We start from the raw sequence: 16,433 nt of genomic DNA, 5'->3' as shown, positions 1-16,433 counted from the left end.
GCCGGTCCCACGGGAATGTCCGCCACCGCAGCCGGGTCGCAGGCTCGGCCGACGGCACCCGCCGGGCTGCCCGCACAGCAGGCAGGTGACCGGCCAGTCCCCAGGCTGACCGGTCGCGCCCCGCCGCCTGATGCGGAGGCGGAGCACCGGGAGACACCTCCCGGCTCACCCGCCGACGAGCCGCGCACCCACCCCCGCGCGGGTGGAAAATCTCGGGTGCACGGGATCCAGATCCCCTGCTGTGAGCCGATGTGCAAGCGCTGTGAGGTTGCTGTGCATCCGGCCGTATGGGGTGCCTCGCGGGCGTCGGCATGGTCATCTTGAAGTGTGAGAGTCAACGTTTCCCGGACAGCGCTGGTCGTCTGCGCGGCGGCGGCGATCGTCGCGACCGGCGGCGCCAACGCCGTCGTCGACACCGCTGACGTCGCCGGCGCGGCCAGCCAGCCGAGCGGCACGGGCACCCCGGCCGTCTCGACCGGCGGTGATTCCCGCAGCACGGGGACGACCAACTCCTCCAGCACCCCGACGACCGGGACGACAAGCCCCACAGTCGGCGCGTTGTTCTCCGGCGGCAACCACTTCTGCTCGGCCAGCGTGGTGCACAGCCCCACCGGCGACCTGCTCCTCACCGCCGCGCACTGCGTCAGCGGCGACGTCTCCGGCATCACCTTCAAGCCCGGCTACCACGACGGCATCGCCCCGTACGGCACCTGGCAGGTCACCGCCGCGACGGTCGCCGACGGCTGGAAGTCCTCGTCCGATCAGGACCTCGACTTCGCGTTCCTCAAGGTCGCCCAGCCCGGTTCCGCAAGCCTCGAAAGCATCACCGGCGCCAACCAGCTCGGCACGAACCAAGGCTTCTCGCACACGATCACCCTCACCGGGTACCCCGACGGCACCGAACAACCCGTCGTCTGCACTGGCGTCACGACCCAGTCCGACACCTACCAGCAACGCGTCGCCTGCCCCGGCTTCCCCGACGGCACCAGCGGCGGCCCGTGGGTGATCAACCAGGACCCGAACACCGGAACCGGCACCGTCATCGGCACCATCGGCGGCTACCAAACCGGCGGCGACACCCCGGACGTCTCCTACAGCGCCTACTTCGACGACGACATCACGCAGCTCTACAACTCAGCGATCAGCTGAACCACGGCCGCGAACAGCGCTGGCCGCCGAGGGACGAAGGTCTCTCCTGACAGCACCGCAGGAACAGCGAATCCCATCGCCGGAACTGCTTCTTCATGTCGAAAGGCGGCGAGCCCTGGCCCCTCGCCGAGCGTGCTGACCGATGGCACGAGGCGGCCGCGAGGAAACGGAAGCTGACCTGAGCGCGGGACACGGCAGTACCCGGTGAGTTCTCGGTATTCTGACGTCGGCATTGCCTGGATCGAGCGTTCCCGCTGCTGCGAATACAGGCGGTCCGGCCGCTGCGGGGACGGTATCCCCATCGGCGCCAAGCCGTCCGACTGTTACCGGTGACGGCCGAAGGGGTTAGATTCTGCACAGCGCGGCGTGGTGTCGTGCCCTGAATCTGCCGCTGGCCGCCGCGCGCTGGCCGTCCGGGGAAACGGGCTTCTACACCGCCGTCTCGCGCCGGACAGGAGTCGTTCCGCCTGTCCGCCGTCGGACCGGGTACATCCTGGTTCGCAGGCTGTCGATGTTTCGTCCCCAGGAAATTCGAGCCGCAAGACGGCCGCGACGTCCAGGACGGGTGCGGCCATCCCACCATGCCTCTCGTCGGCTGCCCCAGCTGTTGCGCTACACGCAAGCACCGATGTGCCACCGCCCACCGGGGTCGTGGCCTGGCAACTTCCCGAAGATCTCGCGCGACGGCCGCGGCGGCGAGCCGTCCATCACCGACTCCCGCGGCGGCAGCGGCGACGCCATCGGCGGTTTCGACGACGGCAAGGCCAAGCGACGCCGAATCCTCCAGCCTGCTTTCGGCTAGCCCTGCTTTCGGCTAGCCCTGCTTTCGGCGCGGACGGGAACTGACGAGGCCGCCGTCTCAGGTTCTGCTCCACCGGGCCCGCGGGCCGATTGCCGCCTCCTGGGTGTGGCGGCAGCCTGACCACGGCTCGCGTTGTCCGCTGCCGTCAGCCCCAGAGCGGCACGGCGTGGTCTGCCGCGCGAACGATGGCGTTGCCGTCGAGGGTGGCGGAGGTCAGGTCGATGCCCAGGTCAGGCCACTCCGCGACGAACTCGAAGTCGACGGGCGGCGGGAGCGGCCAGAGCCAGAGCCGCTGATGGCTGTCGTAGTACTGGTCGCCGCTGGAGGACTCGCCACCGGCCTCGACGAGCATCGGGCTTTCCGGCCGGTCGGCGGGATGGGCCCAGCCGGGGAAGGCGTGTTCGACGGTGGTCGCCTTCGAGCCGTCGGGGAAACGGACGCCGAACTTCAAGCCTCCGCCGGACGCCTCGAGGCCGGAGAGGTAGCCGAAGTCGTTTCCCGTCAGGCTTTGCCAGGCCGAGCCGTCCAGCGAGCCGCGCCGGATCGCCACGTGCAGAGCGAGCACACAGCCCCCGGGAAAGGCGACCGCGTAATGCAGCGCAGCGGCGACACGGTCGGTTCGGGCGACGAACTGCTGGATCGGCACTACCTGCCCCAGGACCTCCCTGGGCGGTTGCTGCCAGGAAACGGAATCCATGCCAAGCATTTTAGCAGTCTCGGCAAGGTCAGGGGAAGCGAAAAAAGCCGACCCGACAGAAGAGATGGCACGTTTCCCGGAATTCCCGGGCAACGTGCCATCGGCGAACTTCAGAGGTAGATCGAGACGCTGGGATTGCCGGAATTGCAGATGGTGCCGTCGATCAGCGTCGCGCCGCCCTTGGCGACGCGGTCGAAGGTAAATCCGAACTGGTTCAAGCCAGTCCAGACCCGCGCGGCCTTGTCGTCGAAAATCGCTCCGCTGTAGGTCTGGTGCGAAGTCCCGTTCCGGTCGCTGAGCGAGACGTCCCAGGACCAGAAGAACGCGGTAGCGGGAGTGTTGCTGAACCCGCTGGCGACCGCGACCTGGTTGACGCCGGTTTGGCCGACGCGAATCCAGGAACGACCGCAGTTTCCCCACACCTCCGCGTAGTCGGTGTTGGCCGCGGGTCTCGCCCGTCCGCCGGGCTGGACGGCCGGTCGCGGGTGCACGATCACGCTCTTGGGCAGGTTCGACCGCGGGTCGATCGGAACCGACTGCTGGTCGCCGTTGGCATAAGTGACGATCTGGTAGCCATGCGCCTTGGCGACCGCCGCGTCGAATCCCACGGCGTGCATCCCGAGCTGCGTCTCCTGGTTCGTGCCCGAGGCCGGCGCGGCGACCGCGGCCGAGGTGCCGCCGAGCACGGCCAGCACCACGGCGAGCGACGACCCGACGACCACGGCCAGCCGAGACGAAATCCTGCCCGGTTTCCGGTTTTTGGTCATTTTTCAGCACACCTTTCCTGCGATTTTCGGCGAAATGAGCACTCGACAGCACTCGGCCATTTCACGAGGCGAGCAGACGCAAGGGAATAATTCGACACAGGCCGTGATGCCGGTCGACGATTACTGCCACCCCAAAGAGAGGAAGCATCCCCAGTGCTTTCCCCCATTTCAAGCAGTATCGAGCCTAGAGCAGGATGTTCGCGACCGTCAACCTATGTTTTTTCGGCATGGTTATCGACGATTTTCGCCAGCGAAGAAATCGCAGAAATGTCGGCCCCCGTTGGCCGGATCCGGTCGAACAAGAGCTGAAGGCAGCGGATTCGACCGATCCGGCGGGATGTCACCGGGCACCCATGATCCACAGTGGACGGATCTTCGACGGGCGGTGGCCCGCCTCCGCACCGGATCCGCCGTTCCGCGTGCTCGACGCCACCCTGGCGGGACGAAATCGGGCGCGAACCGCACCGCCCGCAGCAGGCCCGGCCCGCCGATCAGCCCGGGCTGGGCCGCGCAGCCAGCGCGCCTCATGCGGCGAGCGATCCCGCACACCCGGCACGCTGTCCAAGGCTGCCGGGCCGCACAAGGCAGCGCTGCCCGATCAGCCGGAACTGGGCGGCGCGACCGGTGCCTGATGCAGCGAGAGATTCTGTCCCGCCTGCTCATCCGCGGCCCACGCGCCCGACTCAGCCGTCCACGTCTGGCCCGCGAAGCTCACCCGGTCCACGCCCAGCTTCGCCGCGCGAGCCACCAGCCAGCTCGCGATCCGCCAGCCTTCCGCGGCCGGGTGGGCGCCGCTCAAGCGCGCGGTGCCCAGTTCGGCGTTCGCGACGGTCACCAGGTTCGCCGGCGGGTTCAGCGTCAGGTTCCGGCAGGTCAGCGCCGCCGGGTACTGGCCGGTCAGCGCGCCGGTCAGCGCGGTGGCTTCGTCTTCCCACTGGGCGTACGCCTCGGGGGCACCGGAGCGCTGCACCGCCTGCGCGGCCTCGGTGACGGGGATCGTCTGCCAGTTGTCGAGTTTCACGAGCTTCTTGTAGAACTCCGTCGCCGAATACACCGGGTCCTGGAGCTGGTCAGGAGTGCCCCAGCCTTGGCTCGGGCGCTGCTGGAACAGGCCGATCGAATCCCGGTCGCCGCCGCTCAGGTTGCGGAGTTTCGACTCCTGCAGGGCGGTCGCGAGGGCGACCGTGACGGCGTGCGAGGGCAGGCCCTGCTTGATGCCGACGGCAGCGATGATCGCGGCGTTGTTCATGGGTTCCGGTTGCAGCGTGTACTGCGGCGCGGAGGCGTCGTTCGGGCCCTTTGGCAGCGCGACCGTGCAGCCGGGGGTCTTCACCTCGTTATTGCTCGAGAACATGACCACCACGACGACCACCGCCGCGAGGGCCACGACGACCGCCAGGATCGCCGCCCGCACGCCACACCCGCGCACCCGTGCCCGCCCTTCCCCACTGCCCACTTCGAGTGCACAGTCTGCCCGGGCGTCCCGGCCGCGAGACGGTCGGGTCGGCTCAGCCGGCGTCCGGAGCGCCCAGGAAGATCGGGTTCGACATGGCGACCATGGCGTTCGGCGTCGTCGTCTTCGGGCCGCCCGACGGACGCCGCACCTCGACCCGGACCCAGCGGCTGTAGCGCGGGTATGTCGTCCACGCCACGGTCGCGGTGCCGGACTCCGGAACGGTTTCGCTGTGCTCCGGACCGAGCTGGTCGAGGAACGTCAAGGTCGTGCCCGGCACTCCGCGAACGACCGCGCGCACCTCGATCGGCGTGCCGGTGTCCGCGACGAGCCGTCCGCCGATGCCCGCGGTGCGGCCCGCGCCGGAGACGGAGAAGTCGAGCTGCACGTCCTTCGATTCGGCGAGCCACGACCGGCCCGCTTTGAGCCCGGCGAGCAGTTCCGCCCGGCCGAGCCGGTCCGCCTGGACGACGGTGTGCGGGAGCGCCACGGTGTGGTCCGGGTTGTGCGCGTCGGAATCGCCGATCGCCGGGATCCACCGGCCGCCGCGCAGCAGGCCGTCCCAGTGCGTGACGCTCGATTCGTCGTCCGCGGTCCACGGGCCGTTCCAGACCTCGACGAGGTCGGCGATCTCGTACGCGAACTCGTAGGTGCAGCCGAAGCAGTTCGCGAACGGGTGCGCCGCGGTGACCAAGCCGCCCACGCGGTGCACCTGGTCGGTGAACCGCCGGAAGTCGCGCGGATCGGAAGCGCGGTAGCGCCAGTCGATCCACGTGCCGGCCGGGACGCCGATCGCGGGCCAGTGCCCGGACCGCGTGGTGACTTCCTCGCCGTTCAGGATCAGCAGGTCGTCGGTGGCGTAGTTGCCCCACACCAGCTGCGAACTGGACGTGTTGTGGTCGGTGGACACGATGAAGTCCAGACCGGCTGCCCGTGCGTCCGCCACCAGCTGCTCGGGCGTGCGCTTGCCGTCGGAGTGGACGGTGTGCAGGTGGGAGTCGCCGCGGTACCAGGACCGGCCGCGGTCGCGCGCGGGCGCGGTCTCCGGGGCCGGATTCGGCCGGAACGGCTTCGAGGTGTCCTGGCCGAACGTCAGCGTGATGTCGACGCGGTAGTTCAGGCCCTGCGGCGCGACCGTGTACGGGCCGAGGATGACGTGCCAGCGTCCGGGCGTGATCGGTCCGGCGAGGTAGCCGGGCGTCGCTTCGGAAGCGCTGATCGAGAACCGGTCGCGGAAACCGCCGGACCAGCCGCGGAAGCCGCGCCGGGTGCCCAGTTCGTGCCCTTCCGGGCCGAACATCCCGATGTCGCAAGCATTTCCGCGAGTCCCGGACGGCACCGACGGCCGGTCGTAGGAATAGACGACGTCGATCTGCTTCACGCCGGGCGGCACGTCGACCGGGAGGTAGTACCAGTCGGGCACGTCCGGACGGAAAGTGCCGGTGACGGTCTTCGTCTGCTGCCCGGCGCCGGGCGCGGACTCCGCGAACGAGACGCCCGGCAGCATGCTCATCGCCGCCCCCGCCGCCACGACGCCTCCGGCCCGGAACAGGTTGCGCCGGTTCAGTTCCCCAGTGGACATGCCTACCTCCGCAGCAAAGAAGTCGCGCCGACGCTAACCGCCGGGCCCACCCCCTTCAACGACGCTGCGGTGAACACTCGGCGACTCGCCTTGCCCAGCACCGGCCCTCCGCGGCTCAGCAGGCTCGACAACGCGCGAGGCTGGCGCGGGATCGCCTGCTCCGCACGGAATCACGGCATGGGACTCTGCCCCGCTGCCGTCATCGGACAGCGAGCCATGATCGGCGGGCACGCTCGGCTGCGACGCTCCAGTCGGACGACGCCGCCAATCGGGCACCAGACAGCGACTCCCGGCCGCCGCGCCGACAACAACGATGACCGGCACTCGCCCGCCGCCGACCCCGGCCGGTCTCGAGGGCACGCGAATCGGCTGCCAGGCACGAACTCGCGCTGCCACACCGATCGCACGGCGCCTCAGCTCACCGATCACGAACCGAGTCGCTCAGGCCGAAGTCAGCCCGCGCGGGTCCAGCTCCCGGGCGGGGATTCTCGTGGCTCGCAAGGCAAGCAACGCCAGCGAACTGCCGCGACACTCCGGTCGAGAACTGCGGCTGCCCAGATCCGGCGCTCGCGATCGCATCTCACCCCCTCACCGATCGCCCACCGCCAGAGCCCGACCGCCGACGCCTGCGAGCCCTGGTTCCGCGCACGAGCCAAGCGCCGGGCACGGCCTCTCGCCGCCTCGCAGATCGAGCAGCATCAGGCACTCACCGACCAAGCCTCCTCGCCTTCGCACCACCGAGCCGCGAAGATCAGCCCGAGCCAACCGGCGCACGGCACCACGTAAAGCAGCAATCCGCCCGCTGCCCGCACAAACCGCCCGGCACCCGGCAACCTCACTCCACCGCATCACTCTCCTCCGCGACCCGGTCCAGCCATTCCTCCATCAGCGCCTCGAACAACACCGGCTGCTCGAACTGCAGGTTGTGCCCCGCCCGGTCGAGCACCGCGTAGCTCGCCCGCGGATAGTGCCCCAGCAAGCCGTACAGCTCCGCGAATCCCGTGGACGCGTCCTGCCGGCCGCACACGATCAGCGCCGGTTTCCGGTACACCGGACCGCTTTCCGGATCGGCCGACAACCTCCACCCCGCCAGCATCCGCTGCAGCGCGGCCCGGTCGGCGACCGCCAGGCCCGGCGCGACGTCCGCCCGGAAACGCGCCAGCGTCTCCGCGGACTGGACCACCGCCACCTCCCCGTACTCCTCCGCCTCCGCCGGATCGAGACCCGCCATCAGGTCCGGGTCGGCGCGCAGCACCTCGTGGTCCGGCACGTCCCTCTCCAGCACCGGCACCGGACGGCCGACCGGGCACACCAGCGCCAGCCCGGCGACCTGCGCGGGTCGCGCGCGCGTCAGCCCGCGCGCCAGATAACCGCCGTACGACTCGCCGACCAGCAGGAACGGCTCGTCGCCGATCAGGTCGTCGACCAGGTCCTCCAGCGCCGCGAGGAGGTCGTCCGACCCGCGCGCGGACCCGGCCGGCGACTCGCCCATTCCGGGCAGATCCGGATAGATCCGCCGGAATCCGGGCCGCCGCGCGAAGACCGGTTCGAGACAGCCGGTCATCAGGCGGTGGTCCGGCATCCAGCCGTGGACGGCCAGCACCGGCGTGCCCGAACCGTGCTCGACGTAATGCATCGTTCCCTCCCTGTTCGCCGGCCACCGTTGTACCGCACGGCGCCGACAATTCCGGGACCCGGCGGCCGGGAGGAGGGCAGCCGGGCGCAGGGGCGGCAATTTCCGGGAGAATTCCCGGAAAGTCAGCCGCGGGAACTGATCAATTCTCTTTCGGGCGCCGGCCGCCCCGCGGCGGGACGGCGCGGAACGCAAGCCAGCAGAAGGAAACCCGCCACGACGCCCAGGAGCACGTGGCCGGTGACGGCGCACAATCCGCACAATGCGGTCCATAGGACGATCTTCATCCACCGAGTGTAGGACCGCGAAGAATCGCCGTCGGCGGACTTGGGGAAGACTTAGGGTTCGGTCAAGCGGAATTCCCCGAAAGAAGCAGAAGGGAAAGGGTTGCCTTTCCTTTCCGGTGCGAGAGGCCCCTTCCGGTGCGGCGGCGAGGGCGGTCCGGCAGGATCGGGGCCGTGCCCACGCCCGGAACCAGCGCGCTCGTCGTCACGCTCCCGTCCGCCGCCGTCCTGCTCGAAGCCGCCGCGGCCGTCGACCCCGGACTCGTCCGTCCCGGCCTTCCGCCGCACGTCACGGCGCTGTACCCGTTCCTGCCCGCCGACCGGCTCACCGATCGGACCGACGCCGACGTCAGCCAGCTCGCCGCGAACTTCCCGGCGACGGAAGTGCAGCTGACCGACCTGGTCCTCGCGCCCGGATTCGTCGCCGCGGCCGCACCCGCCCTCCAGCCCCTCGCCGACGCCGTGTGCGATCACTGGCCCGACACGCCCCCGTACGGCGGCCGCTTCGGGGCGCACCCGCCAGCGCACCTGACGATCGCCCTCGGCGGCACCGACGACCAGCGCGCCGAGGTCGCCGAACGAGCAAGGGCAGCGCTGCCGGTCGCCGCCCGCGCGGAAACGCTGCACCTCGTCGTCCTCACGGAGCAGGGTTGGCGGCTCCGGCTGTCGGCTCCGCTCGGAACGCCTGCGCGATAGCCCGCAGCCGGGCCACATCGGCCGCGAAGGCGGTCTCTTGGGGCAGCGCCGACGGTTCCGCGGCCTCGTCCGGCACCGTCGCGGCCGAGCTGCGCAGCACCCGCGCCGCCGCGCTCGGCGACAGCTCGGGACCGACGCCGGACAGCAGCAGCCCGTCGTTGATCTCGCTCATCATCGTCAGCAACCGCTCCCGTCCGGTTCCCGACGCGTCGTCGAGACGGACGACGTCCGGGTACCGCGAAGCCAGGTGCTGCCGCAGTGGCCGCAGCACCGCCCGCGTCCGCGCGTCGCGCACCGCCCGTCCCAGTGCGGGCAACGCCGGCACCGTCAGCCCCACCACGATCAGCAGCACCGAAATCGCCGGAAAGCCGACCGCGAGCGTGCACCGAACCGTCGAAAACACGCCGCGGCACAGCTTCGTGACCGGATGCTCGGCGGTCAGATCGCTGAGCAGATCGACGATCTTGCCGATCAGATAAGCGAAAGCGAAGACACAGGCCACGAGCATGATGCCGAGACCGGCCCGCAGCGCACCCGTGCCCGCGCGCACCGCTCCGGCCGACACCACGGCGATGTCCACCACGGCCAAGCCCAGGTACAGCGTGTAGACGGCGATGTACACAACCAGTGTCGGATTCGACCGGTACAGCTCGTCGAAGAGTCCAACGCCCGTATGAAGCCCGCTCGTCGCGAAGAACGACGCGGTGAGCACGACCAGCGCGACAATCAACGCGACGAGCCGCGCGCGCCGTCGACGCTCTGCCACGCCACCGATCTCCGCGACAGTCACTTCGATGCCGTACGCAGCCACCATGGTCGAGAGGTTCGACAGCAGCCGCCCAAGGCTCGGGTACAGCTGGCTCTCGATCGCCTGCGCACTGTCGGCGAGCAAGCACAACGCGACGCCGAGCGCGATCAGGCTGGTCGCGAGCCCCGCCCCAGCGCCAGTCCGCCGCGCTCGCACCGCGCGCCAGATCCCAGCCGCGAGGGCGAGCAGGCCGACCCCGAAGAAAAGAGCGTCGATCATCCGCGCGCTACCCCAGCAGTGACGCGAAGCGCCGCGCGCGGTCCGCTGCCCGTCCGGACGCGCCCGGCCGCAACTGGGCGTTGTCCGCCGTGGCGGCGCTCATCAGGAACACGGCGATGAGCTCGGCTTCGTACTCGTCGGAATTCGTGGTGACGCGAGTGAGCAGATGCGACAGCAGGTGCGCGCTGAGATCCGGCGCGAGCGTCGCCGCTTCGGCGTCGCTGAGCACGCACTCGCCGCGGTGCTCGCACAGCAGGTGCGCGATTTCGTGGGCGATGATGTGGTCCTGGTGCAGCGACGACGTGCCCGCCGCGTAGGCGATGAGGTCGAAGTCGTCGTGCCGCTGCCACGCGCCGGAGGGCTGGCCGGGCGCGTAGTCGACCGCGAGCAGGTCGATGTCGCGGCCGCGGTGCCGTTCCAGCCGGTCGATCCACGCGTTCATCGACCACGGCCGCGGGGCGGGCACGTGCGCCAGCAGGTCGCGCACCCGGTCGCGGGCGCGCGCTCGCACGGTCGGGTCGATGTCCCCTCCCGAGGCGATCGGCGGCTGGACCAGCCGGGTGCACCAGGGGGTCCCCGGCGCTCCGGCCGTCGCCAGCATAGCCGCCCTGATCACTCGGGCTTGCGCCCGCGCCGGGTCCGGTCCCGGTCCTCGGCGTAGCTGCCGAGCTGGTCCATCAGGGCGGATACGGTCTGCCGGTCGCGCTCGGACAGCCGCATCGCGCGCTGCGCCAGCTCGCGGGCTTGGGTGTCGCGCCAGGCGACGACGTCGGCGACCTGCGCGTCGACCCGGCCGGCCACCTCGTCGTCGAAGAAGTAGGTGACCGGCACGCCGAAGAACCGCGCGAGAGCCTGGATGTGCGACCGCTTCGGGTCGCGCCGCGCGCCGACGGCCAGCTGCTGGACATGCGTGGCCGACATGGTCACGCCGGTGACGTCGGCGACGCCCTGGGCGATCTCGCGGTAGGAGTAAGGCTTGCGGTCCGGCGGATGCACGGTCGCGATCAGGTGCGCCAGCCGCTCCGCGAAGCTGCGCTCCTGTTCCTGCTCGGCCATGCCGCCCCCATCACCGTTCCGTCTCCGTAACAGCGCCCAGCATAACCGTCCCGAAAACTTGACACCAGCCGTCCCGTTCCGGATACACTCGCCCCGCGCATCGTTTAGAAAACTAAACACCGGGATCCGCGTGCGGTCGCTGGGGGTGCCCGCACGCGGTCCCGCGCTCGTCGGTGCCTGTCCGAAAGACGTGCCCGTCCGAGACGAGCGAGGGACGCACAAGTGGCGCACAGACTGCGACGGTAGGTTGTGCGCCATGACGCTCCCCCATAGTCCCGAAAGGACACCCGTCGTCGTCACCGGCGGCAGCGGCTTCATCGGCCGCGCTGTCGTGCGCGCGTTCCGTGAGCGCGGTTATCCGGTCACTGTCGTGGACCGCGTGCGCTACGAGACGACGGACGAGGGAGTGCGCGTCGTCGTCGGCGATCTGCGCGACGCCGAAACCCGCGAAGCAGCTGTCGAAGCAGGTGTCGGCGGGATCGTGCACCTCGCCGCGCTGACGTCCGTGTTGAAGTCCGTAGAGCTGCCGCGCGACACGTACGCGGAGAACGTGGCGGTGACACAAGAACTTCTCGAACTGTGTCGCGTACGCGAGGTGCCGCGCTTCATTCTCGCGTCCACGAACGCAGTGATCGGCGATGTCGGCACTAACACCATCACCGTCGACCTGCCCACGAAGCCGCTTACGCCGTACGGTGCCACGAAAGCCGCTTGCGAGATGCTGCTGTCGGGCTACGCGGGCGCGTACGGCATCACGACGTGCGCGCTGCGGTTCACCAACGTGTACGGGCCCGGCATGTCGCACAAAGACAGCTTCGTCCCGCGAATGATGCGCGCCGCGTTGAATAATGAAGGCGTGCGGGTCTATGGCACCGGCGAGCAGCGTCGCGACCTCGTGCACGTAGACGACGTCGTGCGCGCGATCGCGCTCGCGTACGAGAGCGGCTACACCGGCCGCGCGATCGTCGGTGCCGGACATTCGGTGTCAGTGCTGGAAATGGTCGAGACCGTGCGCGCGGTGACCGGGGCCGAGCTGCCGGTCGAGCACGTGCCCGCGCCGGCCGGCGAGATGCCCGCGGTGGTCGTGGACGTCTCGGCGAGCGCGGAAACCATCGGCTACCGCCCGGAAATCGCCCTCGCCGACGGACTCGCCACGGCCTGGAAGTACTTCTCCGGACTGGACCGGGCCGAGGCGCCGTGACCGGATTCCTCCGCCGCCACGCGTTCCTCCTGGTGCTCCTCGCCGCGGGAACCACGCTGCGGGTGCTGTCGTGGATCGCCTACCGGCCCGCGCTGCTGTACATCGATTCCTTCCGGTACCTGGACAATCTGCACGGCCTGCGCGCCGACGGGATCAACCCGGTCGGCTACGACCTGCTGCTGCGGCCGCTGCTCGCGGTCGGCGGACTGTCGTTCGTCGCCGCGGTGCAGCATCTGGGCGGACTGGCGATCGCGGTCGGGATCTACGCGCTCGCCCGGCGGCTCGGCGCGCGCAATTGGGTGGGCGCGCTGGCCGCCGCACCGCTGCTGCTCGACGCCTACCAGGTGCAGATCGAGCAGAACATCATGGCCGAGGTGCTGTTCGAAGCGCTGCTGTTCGGCCTGCTGTGGCTGGTGCTGGCCAAGGGAAAACCGAACTGGCGGCGGATCGCGCTGGCCGGGCTCGTGGTCGGGTTCGGCGTGCTGGTGCGGTTGATCGGCGTAGCGATCGCCGCGCCGTTCCTGCTGTACGTGCTCGCCGCGGGCAGCGCGTGGCGTTCGTGGCGCGGCTGGCGCGACGCCGGGATCGGGCTGCTCGGGATCCTCGTCGTCGTGGTCCCGTACGCGGCGCAAGTCAAGGCGGAGACCGGAAACTGGGGGCTGAGCGGGCCGTCCGGCAGCATGCTCTACGGCCGCACCGCCGCGGTCGCGGACTGCGCGAAACTGCAGCTGGACCCGGTCGTACGGCAGTTCTGCCCCACCGAACCGGTCGAGAACCGGCTGGTCGACAACTACACGCACGCCGATCTCGACCCGGCGTGGCCCGGACCGCTGCCGCCCGGCGCGGACAAGGGCGCGCTGGCGCACGAATTCGCGGTGACCGCGCTGAAAGCGCAGTGGTGGGACGTCGCGACGGCGATCCTCGGCGACTTCGGCAAGAGCTTCCAGTTCACCCGCTACACCGCGCCCACCGACGTGCCGATCGACCGGTGGCAGTTCCAGCTGACCTATCCGGAGTTCGCCGAGCCCGCCGCGCTCAAAGCGGTCACGCAGCAGTACGACGGCACGGACCCGCAGGTCGACGAGCCGATCGCGGTGTTCCTGCGCGACTACCAGATCAACGGCGGGTTCGTGCCCGGCGCGGTGCTCGGGTTCTTCGCGCTGCTCGGCCTGCTCACCGTGCTGCGGCGCAAGAAACCGCGCCACCCGGCTCGAAGCGGCGCGTTGTTCGCCGCGGGCACCGGATTGTTCCTGCTGTTCGCCTCCGCGGTGTTCGAGTTTTCCTGGCGCTACCAGCTTCCCGCACTCGTGCTGTTGCCGGTCGCCGGAGCGCTCGGGTTCACCACGCTCACCGTCGCCAGCCGTCGTCGTCTCGGCAGTTATCCGGACGCTGTCGACGAAGGCGCGATCGCGGACTTCCACGACCGGCATCCCGGCGCGAAGCTGTCCGAGCTGACCGTGGTGATCGCCGCGTACAACGAAGCCGGCGGAATCGGCCAGGTGCTGGAGAAGATGCCGGACGAATGTCTCGGGCTGCCAGCGGACGTCCTGGTGGTCGTAGACGGCGGTACGGACAACACTGCGGCCATCGCGGAGGACCATGGCGCGTACGTGTGCGTCGCGCCGACTAACCGCGGCCAGGGCGCCGCGCTGCGCCTCGGTTATCACCTCGCTGCCGAGAACGGCGCTAAGTACATCGTCACGACTGACGGCGACGGCCAGTACGACAACAGCGAAATGGCCGAACTCGTCGCGCCGTTGCTGGACGGCACCGCGGACTTCGTGACCGGCTCGCGGCGGTTGGGCCACGAAGAGGCCGACAGCCGGATGCGCTGGGTCGGCGTGCGCGTGTTCGCGTGGCTCGCGTCGGTGCTCACCTGGCGGCGGATCACCGACACGTCGTTCGGATTCCGTTCGCTGCGCGCGGAACTCGCGTGCGCGATCCCGCTGAACGAACCGCAGTACCAGTCATCGGAACTGCTGCTGGGCGCGACCGCGCAAGGGGCGCGCGTGCTCGAACGGCCGATGAGCATGCGGCTGCGCAAGGCGGGCAAGAGCAAAAAGGGCGGCAGCGTCGTGTACGGCGCGAACTACGCGCGGGTCATGACGGGGACGTGGTGGCGGGGGTACGTGCTGCGTCGCGGCCGAAAACGAACCGGTCGAGCATCGTGAACTTGGCGACGAACACCAGCGCGTAGCTGAGCACGTACGCCGCGTCAAGCAGCACGACCCACCAGAAGTGCGGCAGGTGCAACGGCGCGAGCAGGTGGCCGGCGAGCGTGGTCAGCCCGACGGAGGCGAGGCCGCCGAGCGAGATGACGAGCACGTAGGGCAGCAGCTCGCGGCCCAGTTCGGGACGGCCGCGGCGGCCCCACACCCAGCGCCGGGTGAGGAAGAAGTTCAGCACCGCCCCGGCCGCGAACGCGCAGGTGCTCGCCAGCCACGGAGCCCCGTCCGCGGCGAGCACCGCGATCAGCGTGGCCTGGCTGAGCAGCGTCGCGGCCACCGAACTGGCGGCCGCGCGGACGAACCGGACCAGGCCGCGGCGGCGCGGCTTGGGCGATTCTTCCGTCGTGCGCGGGTTCGCCGGGTTGGTTACCGTCGTCATGTCCCCAGTCTCCCCTCGGGCCGCCGGCTCCGCCGCGCGACCCCCCGGCCCACAGCGGATTCACAGCTGACTGCCAGCCGAACATCAGCGGCGGGCGATTAGGTTCGGATCTGCCACCGCGACACCGGGCGTCGTGTACAACGAAAGGCCGTGCCTGTCGCGAAAACGAAAGGAAAGGGTGCTCGGATGCGAGTGCTGGTTCTCGGCGGTGACGGCTACCTGGGCTGGCCCACCGCGCTCCACCTGTCGGACAAAGGCCACGAAGTGGCTGTTCTGGACAACTTCGCGCGGCGGCAGTACGACGTCGAGCTCGGAGCCGAGAGCCTCGTCCCGATCGAAGACCTGAGCACCCGGACCGACGCGTGGCACGAGGTGTCCGGAAAGCGCATCGCGCGCTACGAAGGCGACCTGCTCGACGCGGAATTCCTGTTCGGCGCGGTGCGGGATTTCCGGCCGTCGGCGATCGTGCACTTCGCCGAGCAGCGGTCCGCGCCGTACTCGATGATCGACCGCGAGCACGCGGTCTACACGCAGCACAACAACGTGGTCGGCAACCTCAACCTGCTGTACGCGATCGCCGAGATCGACCCCGACATCCACCTGGTCAAACTGGGCACGATGGGCGAGTACGGGACCCCGAACATCGACATCGAGGAAGGCTGGCTCGAGGTCGAGCACAACGGCCGCCGCGACCGGATGCTGTACCCGAAGAAGCCGGGCTCGTTCTACCACCTGTCGAAGGTGCACGATTCGCACAACATCGAGTTCGCCTGCCGGATCTGGGACCTGCGCGCGACCGACCTCAACCAGGGCGTCGTGTACGGCCAGCAGACGCCGCAGACCGCGCTCGACCCGCGCCTGGCCACCCGGTTCGACTACGACGCGGTGTTCGGCACGGTGCTCAACCGGTTCGTCATCCAGGCCGTGCTGGGGCAGCCGCTCACGGTGTACGGCAAGGGCGGGCAGACGCGCGGCCTGATCGACATCCGCGACACCGTCGAGTGCATCCGGCTGGCCGTGGAGAATCCGGCCGGGCGCGGCGAGTTCCGGGTGTTCAACCAGATGACCGAGAGCATGTCGGTGCGGGAGATCGCCGAACTCGTCGCCGACCGCTTCCCCGGGCCGGTGCAGATCGAGAACCTCGACAATCCGCGGGTCGAGCAGCCGGAGCACTACTACAACGTCAAGCACACCGGGCTCGTCGGGCTGGGGCTGAAGCCGCACCTGCTGTCGGACACGCTGATCGAGTCGATGTTCGACATCGTGGGCGCGAACAAGCACCGGGTGAACGACGAGCGGCTGCGCCCGACGGTGCGCTGGCGCGGAGCGGTCGAAACCTCCTGATTCCGCTGCGCTGCCCGCCGAAGGCACGTCGGGACCAGCGCGGCACGCGTCGGCGCGGCGCGGAAAGCAGCGCTCCGTTCCGCCTCCGTCGCGGAAATTGTCGGTGGCGGGTGGGATGCTCTTCCAGTCAGCCCC

17 protein-coding genes are annotated in these 16,433 nt (G+C 69.8%); 7 read left to right on the top strand and 10 right to left on the bottom strand.

Features of this window, described 5'->3' with window-relative positions:
• Positions 1–327 precede the first annotated feature (327 nt).
• Both ATK30_RS37335 and ATK30_RS45180 read left to right on the top strand, forming a co-directional pair.
• Positions 328–1,149, top strand: a complete 822-nt coding sequence (locus ATK30_RS37335) for a trypsin-like serine peptidase (RefSeq protein ID WP_167442069.1) — start codon at positions 328–330, stop codon at positions 1,147–1,149.
• 628 nt (positions 1,150–1,777) lie between these two features.
• A complete protein-coding gene (locus ATK30_RS45180) occupies positions 1,778–1,951 on the top strand; it encodes a hypothetical protein (RefSeq protein ID WP_158242553.1) in 174 nt (57 codons plus the stop codon).
• 145 nt (positions 1,952–2,096) lie between these two features.
• On the opposite strand, the gene ATK30_RS37330 is transcribed toward ATK30_RS45180, so the two are convergent.
• Both ATK30_RS37330 and ATK30_RS37325 read right to left on the bottom strand, forming a co-directional pair.
• Positions 2,097–2,648: a hypothetical protein gene (locus tag ATK30_RS37330; RefSeq protein ID WP_244194842.1), complete on the bottom strand. Its 552-nt coding sequence runs from the start codon at positions 2,646–2,648 to the stop codon at positions 2,097–2,099.
• Between the two features lie 110 nt (positions 2,649–2,758).
• Complete coding sequence (locus ATK30_RS37325) at positions 2,759–3,415, bottom strand: hypothetical protein (protein WP_101439444.1); 657 nt, start codon at positions 3,413–3,415, stop codon at positions 2,759–2,761.
• Positions 3,416–3,609: 194 nt separating this feature from the next.
• Here ATK30_RS37325 and ATK30_RS44865 point away from each other — a divergent pair, with 194 nt between their 5' ends.
• The gene (locus ATK30_RS44865) at positions 3,610–4,047 is read left to right on the top strand and encodes a hypothetical protein (RefSeq protein ID WP_143271469.1); all 438 of its coding nucleotides are present in this window, start codon (positions 3,610–3,612) and stop codon (positions 4,045–4,047) included.
• On the opposite strand, the gene ATK30_RS37320 is transcribed toward ATK30_RS44865, so the two are convergent.
• The 4 genes from ATK30_RS37320 to ATK30_RS45175 all read right to left on the bottom strand — a co-directional run bounded on the left by ATK30_RS37320 (position 4,014) and on the right by ATK30_RS45175 (position 8,370).
• Positions 4,014–4,829: a hypothetical protein gene (locus tag ATK30_RS37320; RefSeq protein WP_101439443.1), complete on the bottom strand. Its 816-nt coding sequence runs from the start codon at positions 4,827–4,829 to the stop codon at positions 4,014–4,016. The genes ATK30_RS44865 and ATK30_RS37320 overlap by 34 nt on opposite strands.
• Before the next feature lie 94 nt (positions 4,830–4,923).
• Positions 4,924–6,450: a CehA/McbA family metallohydrolase gene (locus tag ATK30_RS37315; protein ID WP_101439442.1), complete on the bottom strand. Its 1,527-nt coding sequence runs from the start codon at positions 6,448–6,450 to the stop codon at positions 4,924–4,926.
• An 835-nt stretch (positions 6,451–7,285) separates the two neighbouring features.
• Positions 7,286–8,086: an alpha/beta fold hydrolase gene (locus tag ATK30_RS37310; RefSeq protein WP_101439441.1), complete on the bottom strand. Its 801-nt coding sequence runs from the start codon at positions 8,084–8,086 to the stop codon at positions 7,286–7,288.
• A gap of 122 nt (positions 8,087–8,208) precedes the next feature.
• A complete protein-coding gene (locus ATK30_RS45175; RefSeq protein ID WP_157905059.1) occupies positions 8,209–8,370 on the bottom strand; it encodes a hypothetical protein in 162 nt (53 codons plus the stop codon).
• 171 nt (positions 8,371–8,541) lie between these two features.
• Here ATK30_RS45175 and ATK30_RS37305 point away from each other — a divergent pair, with 171 nt between their 5' ends.
• Complete coding sequence (locus ATK30_RS37305) at positions 8,542–9,063, top strand: 2'-5' RNA ligase family protein (protein ID WP_167442068.1); 522 nt, start codon at positions 8,542–8,544, stop codon at positions 9,061–9,063.
• Here ATK30_RS37305 and ATK30_RS37300 read toward each other — a convergent pair.
• Genes ATK30_RS37300 through ATK30_RS37290 form a run of 3 tightly spaced genes read right to left on the bottom strand, consistent with a single transcriptional unit; the run spans position 9,005 to position 11,146 of the window.
• The gene (locus ATK30_RS37300) at positions 9,005–10,090 is read right to left on the bottom strand and encodes an MAB_1171c family putative transporter (RefSeq protein ID WP_101439439.1); all 1,086 of its coding nucleotides are present in this window, start codon (positions 10,088–10,090) and stop codon (positions 9,005–9,007) included. The two genes, ATK30_RS37305 and ATK30_RS37300, sit on opposite strands and share 59 nt — an antisense overlap.
• Positions 10,091–10,097: 7 nt before the next feature.
• Positions 10,098–10,691 (bottom strand): hypothetical protein, encoded by a 594-nt coding sequence (locus ATK30_RS37295; protein WP_244194841.1) that lies wholly within the window; start codon positions 10,689–10,691, stop codon positions 10,098–10,100.
• A gap of 11 nt (positions 10,692–10,702) precedes the next feature.
• A complete protein-coding gene (locus ATK30_RS37290) occupies positions 10,703–11,146 on the bottom strand; it encodes a transcriptional regulator (protein ID WP_101439438.1) in 444 nt (147 codons plus the stop codon).
• Positions 11,147–11,402: 256 nt separating this feature from the next.
• Between ATK30_RS37290 and ATK30_RS37285 the strand changes: the two genes are divergently transcribed.
• On the top strand, positions 11,403–12,347 hold the full coding sequence (locus ATK30_RS37285; protein ID WP_101439437.1) for an NAD-dependent epimerase/dehydratase family protein: 945 nt from the start codon (positions 11,403–11,405) through the stop codon (positions 12,345–12,347).
• Positions 12,344–14,518 carry a glycosyltransferase family 2 protein gene (locus ATK30_RS37280; RefSeq protein WP_101439436.1) on the top strand — a complete coding sequence of 725 codons (2,175 nt, stop codon included), beginning with the start codon at positions 12,344–12,346 and terminating at the stop codon, positions 14,516–14,518. Before ATK30_RS37285 ends, ATK30_RS37280 begins: the two co-directional genes overlap by 4 nt.
• Here ATK30_RS37280 and ATK30_RS37275 read toward each other — a convergent pair.
• Positions 14,448–14,954, bottom strand: coding sequence for a GtrA family protein (locus ATK30_RS37275; RefSeq protein ID WP_101439435.1), 507 nt, complete (start codon positions 14,952–14,954; stop codon positions 14,448–14,450). The genes ATK30_RS37280 and ATK30_RS37275 overlap by 71 nt on opposite strands.
• A gap of 186 nt (positions 14,955–15,140) precedes the next feature.
• Here ATK30_RS37275 and ATK30_RS37270 point away from each other — a divergent pair, with 186 nt between their 5' ends.
• Positions 15,141–16,298, top strand: a complete 1,158-nt coding sequence (locus tag ATK30_RS37270; RefSeq protein ID WP_101439434.1) for an NAD-dependent epimerase/dehydratase family protein — start codon at positions 15,141–15,143, stop codon at positions 16,296–16,298.
• Positions 16,299–16,433 lie beyond the last annotated feature (135 nt).

It is taken from the genome of Amycolatopsis echigonensis (assembly GCF_002846615.1).
GTDB classification, from domain to species: Bacteria; Actinomycetota; Actinomycetes; order Mycobacteriales; family Pseudonocardiaceae; genus Amycolatopsis; species Amycolatopsis echigonensis.
Note: the sequence above shows the minus strand (reverse complement) of the source record. Positions and strands in the feature narration are given on the sequence as shown.